At 64.6% G+C, this 11,248-nt stretch carries 9 protein-coding genes and 1 pseudogene; 7 read left to right on the forward strand and 3 right to left on the reverse strand.

Annotation, left to right across the window (positions count from 1 at the left end):
* A pseudogene (locus A2J03_RS16980) lies at nt 1-672 on the forward strand (Asp-tRNA(Asn)/Glu-tRNA(Gln) amidotransferase subunit GatB); the annotation flags it as partial.
* Nucleotides 673-686: 14 nt separating this feature from the next.
* Nucleotides 687-1,895, forward strand: coding sequence for a cation:proton antiporter (locus A2J03_RS16985; protein WP_068376134.1), 1,209 nt, complete (start codon nt 687-689; stop codon nt 1,893-1,895).
* On the opposite strand, the gene A2J03_RS16990 is transcribed toward A2J03_RS16985, so the two are convergent.
* Nucleotides 1,855-2,997 (reverse strand): PQQ-dependent sugar dehydrogenase, encoded by a 1,143-nt coding sequence (locus A2J03_RS16990; protein WP_068376136.1) that lies wholly within the window; start codon nt 2,995-2,997, stop codon nt 1,855-1,857. The genes A2J03_RS16985 and A2J03_RS16990 overlap by 41 nt on opposite strands.
* Nucleotides 2,998-3,109: 112 nt before the next feature.
* Here A2J03_RS16990 and A2J03_RS16995 point away from each other — a divergent pair, with 112 nt between their 5' ends.
* Nucleotides 3,110-3,946, forward strand: a complete 837-nt coding sequence (locus A2J03_RS16995) for a DoxX family protein (protein ID WP_068376138.1) — start codon at nt 3,110-3,112, stop codon at nt 3,944-3,946.
* A 78-nt stretch (nt 3,947-4,024) separates the two neighbouring features.
* Here A2J03_RS16995 and ilvD read toward each other — a convergent pair whose 3' ends face one another.
* Nucleotides 4,025-5,866 carry a dihydroxy-acid dehydratase gene (gene ilvD / locus A2J03_RS17000; RefSeq protein WP_068376139.1) on the reverse strand — a complete coding sequence of 614 codons (1,842 nt, stop codon included), beginning with the start codon at nt 5,864-5,866 and terminating at the stop codon, nt 4,025-4,027.
* 56 nt (nt 5,867-5,922) lie between these two features.
* Entirely contained in the window at nt 5,923-6,405 is a 483-nt protein-coding gene (locus A2J03_RS17005; protein ID WP_197480830.1) for a PH domain-containing protein, read from the reverse strand.
* A 258-nt stretch (nt 6,406-6,663) separates the two neighbouring features.
* On the opposite strand from A2J03_RS17005, the gene A2J03_RS17010 reads away from it, so the two are divergent.
* The 4 genes from A2J03_RS17010 to A2J03_RS17025 all read left to right on the forward strand — a co-directional run.
* Nucleotides 6,664-8,637 (forward strand): acetolactate synthase large subunit, encoded by a 1,974-nt coding sequence (locus A2J03_RS17010; RefSeq protein WP_068376141.1) that lies wholly within the window; start codon nt 6,664-6,666, stop codon nt 8,635-8,637.
* Complete coding sequence (ilvN, locus tag A2J03_RS17015; RefSeq protein ID WP_068376145.1) at nt 8,634-9,137, forward strand: acetolactate synthase small subunit; 504 nt, start codon at nt 8,634-8,636, stop codon at nt 9,135-9,137. Before A2J03_RS17010 ends, ilvN begins: the two co-directional genes overlap by 4 nt.
* A 58-nt stretch (nt 9,138-9,195) precedes the next feature.
* On the forward strand, nt 9,196-10,197 hold the full coding sequence (ilvC, locus tag A2J03_RS17020) for a ketol-acid reductoisomerase (protein WP_170944858.1): 1,002 nt from the start codon (nt 9,196-9,198) through the stop codon (nt 10,195-10,197).
* Between the two features lie 188 nt (nt 10,198-10,385).
* A partial coding sequence (locus A2J03_RS17025; RefSeq protein ID WP_197480831.1) for an NAD(P)-dependent oxidoreductase occupies nt 10,386-11,248 on the forward strand: 863 nt, incomplete at its 3' end.

The following is an 11,248-nucleotide window of genomic DNA, read 5'->3' on the forward strand; positions in this document are numbered from 1 at the left end:
GAAGTGGACGGCACGACCTCGAAGGGACGGAAGAAGGAGACGGCGGAGGACTACCGGTACTTCCCCGAACCCGATCTGGCCCCCGTTGCTCCCGACGCAGCGTGGATCGAAGAACTGCGCGCGACGCTACCGGAACTCCCGTGGCTCCGGCGTGCCCGCATCCAGGCGGACTGGGGTGTGTCCGACGAGGAGATGCGAGACCTGGTCAACTCGGGCGCACTCGAACTCGTCGCTGCGACGGTCGACGCCGGTGCGACGGCTCAGGCGGCGCGCTCGTGGTGGGTGTCCTATCTCGCGCAGCAGGCGAACATCGCAGGTGTCGAGCTCACCGAGCTTGCCATCACCCCCGCCCAGGTCGCCGAGGTCGCCAACCTGGTTGCCGACGGCAAGGTCAACAACAACGGTGCGCGTCAGATCGTCGACGGTGTTCTTGCCGGCGAAGGCGAACCGACCGCTGTCATGGCGGCGCGCGGACTCGTCGTGGAGAAGGACGACACCAAGTTGCAGGCAGCTGTCGACGAGGCACTCGCGGCCAATCCTGGTGTGGCCGACAAGATTCGCGCCGGCAAGGTGCAAGCCGCGGGCGCAATCGTCGGTGCCGTCATGAAAGCGACTCGGGGACAAGCGGATGCGGCACGTGTGAAGGAACTCGTACTGGCTGCCTGCAGCTGAGCTGAAGTATTCCCATGCCCTCGGCGGGAGCGTCGCTGTTTCTGATAGCGCTGATCGCTGTGCTGGCGCCGCTCCTTGCCGGGTTCGTGCCGCGCAGGCTGCTGCCCGAAGTCGTTCTCCTTCTGGTGTTCGGCATGATCGTCGGGCCCAACGTTCTCGGTTGGGCAGTCGACGGCAGTGAGGTCGACCTACTGCGCCAGCTCGGTCTCGGAATGTTGTTCCTGCTCGCGGGATTCGAGATCGACGTCTCGGAGATCACTGGACGGGGCGGCCGTCGCGCAGTGGTGACGTGGCTGATCAGTCTCACAGCGGCATTCGCGGCCGTATTGCTGCTCGGACGTTCTGGAGCTGTGTCCGCGGAGATCGCTGTCGCGATCGCGTTGACGTCGACAGCTCTCGGCACACTGCTACCGATCCTGAAGGACAGTGGTCTCCAGAGTTCTGCACTGGGACGCACTGTGATCAATCACGGCGCGATCGGTGAACTCGGTCCGGTGATCGCGATGGCGATCCTGCTGGGATCGCGTGGAGATATCGAATCCATCGTGATTCTAGGGTTGTTCGTTCTTGCCGCGATCGCCGTCGGCTTCGTTCCGCTTGCTCTGCGGCGTGAAGGCTCGAAGCTGCTCGCGGTGATCCGGCGGGGCTCGGACACGACTGCCCAGACCACGGTGCGTCTGACGGTTCTCCTCCTGATCACATTGACCGCAATCGCGACGGTCTTCGGCCTCGACATCATCCTCGGTGCGTTCGCTGCGGGCTTCATCCTGCGCCGCGTGATGCCCACCGGCGACGAGCAACTGGAGGTGAAGCTCGGAGGTCTGGCGTTCGGCTTTCTGATTCCGGTCTTCTTCGTCACTTCGGGCATGTCGATCGACGTCAGCGCGGTCATTGCTGCGCCAGGTGTTCTCGTTGCCTTCCTGGCTCTTCTCGTCCTGGTACGTGGACTGCCTGTGTTCTTCGCGACGAGGTGGGACGCGCAGAGCGAGTTCAGCACGCGCGAACAGGTCCGCGTCGCGCTCTATGCGACGACTGGCCTTCCGCTGATCGTCGCTGTCACCGGCGTGGCCGTCGACTCCGGTCAGATGTCGACCGCGAGTGCGTCCATACTCGTTGCGGCGGGCGCTATCACGGTGCTCGTCCTACCGATGATTGCGACGCTGCTCGCCGGCGACACCGGGGCTAGTCGAAGCCGCCGCCGCCCGCAGGAACCGGGATCTTGACGACCCGATCGTCGTTGGGCCCTGGCGTCTCGCCGTTCTTGTTGACGGTGCCTGCCCAGATCTGACCGTCGGGAGAGATCGCGGCACCGTTCAACTGGCCGTAGCGGTCCTGCACGAGCAGAGACGGTGCCGCTGTGACCGCGCCGGTGTTCTCGTCGGTGACCAACACCGCCATCGCCTTGGCGTTCGTCAGGGCTATGGCCACCGCACCCGGCCCGGCTCCGCACCCGGCGACGCCCGGTCGGTCGGGCCACGTCCAGACGGGGGAGATGACGGCGCCGAGAGGATCGATGCGTTGGAGTCGATCTTCGACGGCAGTGCGATCGGTAACCCAGATTCCGCCGGTCGGGTCGATACAGACGTCGCCGGCTGTACCGATGCCGCTGAGCGCAACCTGTGGGGCAGGACCGTTCTGAGACGGAACAAGGGACTCGACACGGAGGAGCTTGCCGGCGAGGGACGTCGGATCGGTTGCGGCGGCAGGGCTACCGGCGTCACCGGTCAGCACCAACAGCTGTCTCGGGTTGTAGAAGTCGAGTGCCCCGCGATTCCCCTGCGCGCTCTTCGGGATTCCGGTGAGTACGTCCTTCGGCGTATCACCCGCGGCGATGCGAACGACGCGGTTGTCCGATTGCGTCGTGATGTATGCGTACATCAGACCGTCCTCGGTGTAGCTGGGCGACAGAGCCAGATCGAGCAGGCCGCCGTCACCACTGGCGTCGACGTTCACCCTCGCGATCTCGATCGGAGACCGGCCCTGCGCCACTTGCACTATTCGGCCGGTGCGACGTTCGGCGACCAACGCAGACGCACCGTCGGGCAGCATGACGAGCCCGCCGGTGGTGTCGAGGCACGTAGCAATGACGTTCGGATCGAGATCGACACACGGGCCGGGAGGTGTCGTCGGGCCGTTCGGAGTCGTGGACGTCGGCGGAGCATTCGGATCGGCGGGATCGATCTCGGCGGCGCCGAACGAGGGCTCGGGAGTGAAGGGAGAAGCGGTCGAGTCGTCGAATCGGGCACAGCCGGCCACGAGGACCGTGGTCATCGCCACAACGGTCGCGAGGGTTGCTGTTCGGGACGAGGCACGCACCAGCTTCATACCCGAAACGTTACTCGAGGGCCCGGCAGCCTCTGCGATGCGACGCACAAATCGGCGCCGCGCCAGGCCGGAATGCAGGGGATTCGACCTCGGCTCGCTCTAGTGTTGACGTGTGACCGACAAGCCTCGCGACCCCGAACGATCCGACACAGGCTACGAGCCCGCGTCGAGTCCGTACGACCAGCCGACCGAAAAATTGCATCCCAAGACCGAAGACGAACTGGACTTCGGTAGAAGTGGGTCGGGGACCTATCCGACAGAGCAGATCCCGTCGTTCCGGCCGTCGCAGTTCGACGAACCGATTGCGCCGGACAGCCGTTCCGGGTACTCCGAGCAGCCGACCGAGGTCATGAAGTCGACTCCGGCGCCTGCGTATGCCGCCGCAGACCCCGAACCCGTGGTGCGGACCGAGACGGTGGAGATTCCCGCGAGACGCGGAACGACCGACCTCGGGCTATTGCTGCTCAGGCTCGTCGTCGGTGGGATCTTCCTGGTCCACGGTCTGCAGAAGCTCGTCGGAATCTGGAACGGGCCGGGACTCGATGGCTTTCGGTCCCTGCTCGAGGAGAGCGGCTACGAGCAGGCCAACTTACTGGCCATCGCCGGCGCGGTCGGCGAGACGGCCGGCGGAGCGTTACTGATCCTCGGTCTCGCAACGCCGTTCGCCGGCGCTGCGGTGCTGAGCGTGATCATCAATGCCTGGTGCTTCAAACAGGCCGCGGAGCCAGGCTTGCAGTTCTTCGCACCGAGCGGAGTCGAATACGAAACGGTGCTCGGTATCGCCGCTGCCGCGATTATTTTGACCGGTCCGGGCAAGATCGCTCTCGATGGCCGTCGGGGATGGGCGACGCGTCCGCGATTCGGTTCGTTCCTCGCACTCGTTCTCGGCGTCGCCGGAGGCGTGTGCATGTGGATCTTCCTCAACGGTGCGAATCCGCTGGTCCAGTAAGGCTGGGGCCTTCGGCCCAGTGGCGCGGTTAAGTGCACCAGGGTGCACTCAATCACGCCACTGGGCCGGGACGGCCGGTCACGGAACGTATCGGACCGCACCCTTGTCCGCCGAGGTGGCGAGCGCCGCGTACGCGCGCAAAGCAGTGGTGACCGTGCGCTGACGGTCCACCGGCTGCCATGGCCGCTCGGATGCCTCCATCTTTGCCCGACGGGCAGCCAGGGTCTCCTCTTCGACGAGTATCTCGAGTGTGCGCGACGCAACGTCGATGCGGACCTGGTCACCGTTCTCGACGAGACCGATCACGCCACCGGCAGCAGCTTCCGGCGAGATGTGGCCGATGGACAGCCCGGAGGTTCCGCCGGAGAAGCGTCCGTCGGTGATCAGAGCGCACACCTTTCCGAGCCCCGCGCCCTTGAGAAACGCGGTCGGGTGCAGCATCTCCTGCATGCCCGGACCACCCTTGGGGCCCTCGTAGCGCACGACCAGAACGTCGCCGGCTGTGATCTTCTTCTGCAGGATCGCCGAGACTGCTTCCTCTTGCGACTCGACGACGAGCGCAGGGCCTTGGAACGAGAACAGTTCCTCGTCGATGCCCGCGGTCTTGAGGATGGCGCCGTCGAGGGCAATGTTCCCGCGCAGCACCACCAGACCACCTTCGACGGTGTAGGCATGCTCTTTGTCTCGGATGCATCCGCCGGTAGCGTCGGTGTCGAGGGAGGACCATCGGTTCTCGGTCGAGAACGGCTCGATCGTGCGAACGCCGCCAGGGGCGGCATGGAAGAGCTCCAGTGCCTCGTCCGACGCCTTGCCCGAGCGAATGTCCCACGTGTCGAGCCACTCGTCGAAACTCTTCGTGTGCACTGTCGACACGTCGGTTTCCAATAGGTCCGCCCGGCGGAGTTCACCGAGAAGCGCCGGAATTCCGCCGGCCCGGTGGACGTCTTCCATGTGATAGTCGGAGTTGGGGGACACCTTGGACAAACACGGCACCTTGCGACTGATGGCGTCGATGGTGTCGAGATCGAAGTCGACCTCGCCTTCCTGAGCTGCAGCCAGGGTGTGCAACACGGTATTGGTGGAACCGCCCATTGCCACGTCGAGAGCCATCGCGTTGCGGAAGGCGGCAGGAGTTGCGATGTTTCGCGGCAGAACGGACTCGTCCTCGTCGCGGTAGTACTTCAGCGCCGCCTCGACGACGGTGGTGCCCGCACGCTGGAACAGCGCATACCTGGCCTTGTGGGTGGCGAGCGTCGAGCCGTTGCCGGGCAGCGCCAATCCCAGCGCCTCGGTGAGGCAATTCATGGAGTTGGCAGTGAACATGCCGGAGCAGGACCCGCAGGTCGGGCACGCGCTGCGCTCGACTTCGTCCAGTCCTTCTTCGGACACAGCATCGTTGGCGCTCGCCGAGATCGCGGTGATGAGGTCCGTCGGGGCCTGCGCGACGCCGCCGACGACGACCGCCTTGCCTGCTTCCATCGGCCCGCCCGAGACGAAGACGGACGGAATGTTCAGCCGCATGGCCGCATTGAGCATTCCGGGCGTGATCTTGTCGCAGTTGGAGATGCAGACGAGCGCGTCGGCCGTGTGCGCATTTGCCATGTATTCGACCGAATCGGCGATGATTTCGCGGCTCGGGAGCGAATAGAGCATGCCGCCGTGGCCCATTGCGATTCCGTCGTCGACGGCGATGGTGTGGAACTCGCGGGGGACACCGCCCGCAGCGCGCACGGCGTCGGCGACGATCTCGCCGACATTCTTCAGATGGACGTGCCCGGGTACGAACTGCGTGTAGGAATTGGCGATCGCCACGATCGGTTTCCCGAAATCCGAATCTGTCATTCCGGTGGCGCGCCACAGCGAGCGCGCGCCTGCTGCGTTGCGTCCGACAGTGGTGACCCGTGACCGTAGCGGCGGCATAAAGTGTCTTCCTCAATCCCGAGAGCGGTTATCGCGTGCCCGAGATTACTCCCGACCTACAAGCCCTTTTCCTCTGGCGTGACCGTCTCGTCTTCGTCTGCAGCGGCGGCCGCTGCCGCGTACGGGTCGGTGATCCGACCACCGCTGGCGGCGGCGAGCAGCGGCAGGAGTTCGAAGCGAACCAACGGAAGCGACTTCTCGGATTTGTCGTCGAGCACCACCCGGGCCCATCGGCGATCGGGGAAGTGGATCCCGCGCACCTCGTCCCAGCGGACCGAGTCGGATCCGAAGACCCGGCGCATTGCCAGTCCGTCGGGACCGACGACTGTGCGCACCCGGATCACCCAGACGGCGACGGCGATCGGAAGTACGAACAGCCATCCGAAAGCGGCGGGCCAGCTGATTGCGGGGAACGCGACACCGAACACGAGGAGGGCGACGCCGACCAGCGCTAGGCGCGGGAGACGGATGACCTGCGGGGACGGATCGGGCGTATGGGAGGATATGTCCGGTGGTTCGGACTGCTGCGAAGGTGACACCCCTTCATCTTCGCATTGCATCTACGCGATCTCACATAATGGGATTGCGTCGTGACGAGTTTGACTCTTCGCTATGCGCGCGCCTACCGTCGAGCGCGTGAAGCGAACATGGATACTCGTAATCGGCCGGCGCGTCGTCGCCTGAGCCGGTTCACTCCTACTCGCATCGACGCGCCACCCTCGTCCAGCCTCGGCTGACGGGGGTTTTTTCTTGCCCAGAGATCGCCCAGCAATTTCTTTCATACTGAGGAAGCATCAGTGAGCGCACCAACTGCACGCCCAGGGCCCACGACACGTAAGTCGGGGGCAGCCAACAGCTCGTCGGCGCCCGAAAACAACGGCGCCATCGACGGATCCCGACGCCACGTCGCCCCCGAGAAGGTGACCGGCGCACAATCCGTCGTTCGAGCACTCGAGGAACTCGACGTCGACACGGTATTCGGCATTCCGGGCGGCGCCGTGCTTCCGGTATACGACCCACTGTTCGACTCGAAGAAGGTTCGACACGTCCTCGTTCGCCACGAGCAGGGCGCGGGTCACGCTGCAACTGGATACGCGCAGGCCACCGGCCGCGTCGGCGTCTGCATGGCCACGTCCGGACCTGGTGCCACCAACCTGGTGACCCCGCTCGCCGACGCTCAGATGGACTCGGTCCCGATCGTCGCGATCACCGGACAGGTCGCTCGCAGCCTCATCGGCACCGACGGCTTCCAGGAGGCCGATATCTCCGGCATCACCATGCCGGTGACAAAGCACAACTTCCTGATCACCGATGGGGCGGACATCCCGCGCATCATGGCCGAGGCGTTCTACATCGCGTCATCAGGTCGGCCCGGCGCTGTTCTCGTCGACATCCCGAAGGACGTCCTGCAGGCGCAGACCACGTTCTCGTGGCCGCCGGAAATGCGCCTCCCCGGGTACCGTCCGGTGACCAAACCGCACGGCAAGCAGGTCCGCGAAGCAGCCAGGTTCATCGCCGACTCCAAGCAGCCCGTCCTGTACGTCGGAGGCGGCGTCATCAAGGCGAACGCATCTGCAGAGTTGCTCGAACTGGCCGAACTGACCGGCATCCCGGTCGTCACCACGTTGATGGCGCGTGGCGCGTTCCCGGATACACACCAGCTGAACCTGGGCATGCCGGGAATGCACGGCACCGTTGCGGCTGTGGCTTCTCTCCAGCGGAGCGACCTGCTCATCACGCTGGGTGCACGATTCGACGACCGCGTCACCGGACAGCTGTCGTCGTTCGCGCCCAATGCCAAGGTCATCCACGCCGACATCGACCCTGCCGAGATCGGCAAGAACCGCTACGCCGACGTCCCGATCGTGGGCGACTGCAAAGAGGTCATCACCGAGCTCATCGAGGCGATCCGAGCCGATCAGGCAACCGGCACCACCCTCGAGCTCGAGGATTGGTGGCAGTACCTGGACGGGATTCGAAAGACCTACCCGCTCAGCTACGACCGTCCGAGCGACGGCAGCATGTCCCCGGAGTTCGTGATCTCCTCGGTCGGCAAGTTCGCCGGACCCGATGCGATCTACTGCGCGGGCGTCGGACAGCACCAGATGTGGGCTGCGCAGTTCATCAACTACGAGAAGCCGCGCACGTGGCTGAACTCGGGCGGGCTCGGCACGATGGGCTATGCAGTTCCCGCGGCGATGGGTGCCAAGATGGGCCTTCCCGACGCCGAGGTCTGGGCCATCGACGGTGACGGCTGCTTCCAGATGACCAACCAGGAACTCGCGACGTGTGCAGTCGAGGGCATCCCGATCAAGGTTGCATTGATCAACAACGGCAACCTCGGCATGGTGCGTCAGTGGCAGACTCTGTTCTACGAAGAGCGCTACTCGAACACCAATCTGGGTACCCACGGCGCGCAGCGCATCCCGGACTTCGTCAAGCTGGCGGAAGCGCTTGGTTGTGTCGGAATTCGTTGCGAGCGTGAGGAAGACGTCGACGCTGTGATTGCACAGGCACGTGCGATCAACGACCGCCCTGTCGTCATCGACTTCATCGTCGGCGCCGACGCCCAGGTGTGGCCGATGGTGGCTGCGGGTACCGGCAACGACGAGATCATGGCGGCGCGCGGGATCCGTCCGTTGTTCGACGAGGACGAAGCCTCCGTCGCGGAGCCGGCGATCATCCACGAGGCCATGGCGCGAGAACAAGCCCACGGCGACGCCCTGCACGCAGAAGTTCAGTCAACCGACGCGAAAGGCATCGACAAGTGAGCACGAGCCATACCCTCAGCGTTCTCGTCGAGGACAAGCCAGGTGTGCTGGCCCGCGTTGCCGCACTGTTCTCACGTCGCGGCTTCAACATCTCTTCGCTTGCGGTCGGGGGCACCGAGATTCCCGGGATTTCACGCATGACGATCGTCGTGACCGTTGACGAGTTCCCGCTCGAGCAGGTGACGAAGCAGCTCAACAAGCTCATCAACGTCATCAAGATCGTCGAGCAGGACGACGACTCGTCGGTTGCGCGTGAGCTCCTGCTCATCAAGGTTCGTGCAGACTCGAGCGTGCGCAGCGAGGTCATCGAGACCGTCAATCTGTTCCGCGCCAAGGTGATCGACGTATCGCCCGAGGCTGTGACGGTCGAGGCGACGGGCACACGCTCGAAGCTCGATGCGTTGCTCAAGATGTTGGACCCCTATGGAATTCGAGAAATAGTTCAGTCGGGAGTCGTTGCCGTCGGACGTGGACCGAAATCGATCACAGCGTCGCGCTGAGCGGCGGAAGTGATATTCAGCGAAATCGAAGGAAAGGTTACAAACAGTGGCAGTCGAGATGTTCTACGACGACGATGCTGATCTGTCGATCATTCAGGGCCGCAAGGTCGCTGTGATCGGCTACGGAAGCCAGGGCCACGCGCACTCGCTGAGCCTGCGCGACTCCGGCGTCGATGTGCGCATCGGCCTGGCGGCTGGCTCGAAGTCTCGCGCCAAGGCGGAGGAGCAGGGCCTGAAGGTCGGCACTCCCGCCGAGGTGTCCGAGTGGGCGGACGTGATCATGGTGCTCGCACCCGACACCGCCCAGGCCAAGATCTTCTCCGAGGAGATCGAGCCCAACCTGAAGGACGGCGACGCGCTGTTCTTCGGCCACGGACTCAACATCCACTTCGACCTGATCAAGGCTCCCGAATTCGTCACCGTCGGCATGGTCGCACCCAAGGGCCCCGGCCACCTCGTGCGTCGCCAGTTCGTCGACGGCAAGGGCGTTCCCGCGCTCATCGCCATCGATCAGGACCCGAAGGGTGAGGGCCAGGCGCTCGCACTGTCGTGGGCCAAGGGCATCGGCGGCACCCGCGCAGGCGTCATCAAGACCACGTTCAAGGAAGAAACCGAGACCGACCTCTTCGGCGAGCAGGCCGTGCTCTGCGGTGGCACCGAAGAACTCGTCAAGACGGGCTTCGAGGTCATGGTCGAGGCCGGATACGCGCCCGAGATGGCGTACTTCGAGGTGCTGCACGAGCTCAAGCTCATCGTCGACCTCATGTACGAGGGTGGCATCGCTCGGATGAACTACTCGGTGTCCGACACCGCCGAGTTCGGTGGCTACCTCTCGGGACCGCGCGTCATCGATGCAGGCACCAAGGAGCGGATGAAGGCCATTCTGGCCGACATCCAGTCGGGTGAGTTCACCCGTCGCCTGGTCGCCAACGTCGAGAACGGCAACACCGAGCTCGAGGGACTCCGCAAAGCCAACGCCGAGCATCCCATCGAGGTCACCGGCAAGAAGCTGCGCGACCTGATGAGCTGGGTCGATCGGCCGATCACCGAAACCGCCTGACGTTCAACTGCACATCGAGGGGCACCCGAGGCGCGTGTTCGGCACGCGTGCGGGTGCCTCTCGGTCGTCACCCCGCGAGGGTGGGAACCTGTTCCATCCGGCCGCACATCTAAACTCGACCCGCACCGCAGACACAAAGCCCAGCTCGACCGACAGAAGTTTCCAACCGAAATAGGGGAGTTTTTCACGTGAGCCAGCCAGGCCGTCCTGTCGTACTGATCGCCGACAAACTTGCGCAGTCCACCGTCGAGGCACTTGGCGACGGCGTCGAGGTTCGTTGGGTCGACGGACCGGACCGCCCGGCTCTGCTCGCCGCGGTCCCCGAGGCCGACGCGATCCTCGTTCGATCCGCCACTACTGTCGACGCCGAAGTGCTCTCGGCCGGAACGAACCTGAAGATCGTCGCCCGTGCAGGCGTGGGCCTCGACAACGTCGACGTGCCCGCAGCCACCGAGCGCGGCGTCCTCGTCGTCAACGCGCCGACGTCCAACATCCACACCGCAGCCGAGCACGCGGTCACGTTGCTTCTTTCTGCAGCTCGCCAGATTCCGGCGGCGGACGCGACCCTGCGTCAGCACGAATGGAAGCGCAGCAAGTTCAACGGAGTGGAAATCTTCGGCAAGACCGTCGGCGTCGTCGGACTCGGCCGAATCGGTCAGCTGTTCGCGCAACGGCTGGCAGCCTTCGAAACCCACGTCATCGCGTACGACCCGTACGTCTCCGCTGCCCGCGCAGCGCAGCTGGGCATCGAACTCGTCACCCTCGACGAGCTGCTCACGCGTGCAGACATGTTCTCCGTTCACCTGCCGAAGACACCCGAGACCAAGGGCATCATCGGCAAGGAAGCACTCGCCAAGACCAAGCCTGGTGTCATCGTCGTCAACGCTGCCCGCGGTGGACTCGTCGACGAGCAGGCGCTCGCCGACGCCATCACCAGTGGCCACGTCTTCGCTGCAGGCATCGACGTCTACGCGTCCGAGCCCTGCACCGACAGTCCGTTGTTCGAGTTGCCGCAGGTCGTCGTGACTCCGCACCTCGGCGCCTCGACCAC

Origin of the sequence: Rhodococcus sp. EPR-157 (genome assembly GCF_001647195.1) — a bacterium.
Taxonomy (GTDB): domain Bacteria; phylum Actinomycetota; class Actinomycetes; order Mycobacteriales; family Mycobacteriaceae; genus Rhodococcoides.

Coding starts and splice junctions, on each gene's coding strand:
- ilvC (WP_170944858.1), top strand. CDS start 9,196: ATGTTCTACGACGACGATGCTGATCTGTCGATCATTCAGGGCCGCAAG.
- A2J03_RS16985 (WP_068376134.1), top strand. CDS start 687: ATGCCCTCGGCGGGAGCGTCGCTGTTTCTGATAGCGCTGATCGCTGTG.
- A2J03_RS16990 (WP_068376136.1), bottom strand. CDS start 2,997: ATGAAGCTGGTGCGTGCCTCGTCCCGAACAGCAACCCTCGCGACCGTT.
- ilvD (WP_068376139.1), bottom strand. CDS start 5,866: ATGCCGCCGCTACGGTCACGGGTCACCACTGTCGGACGCAACGCAGCA.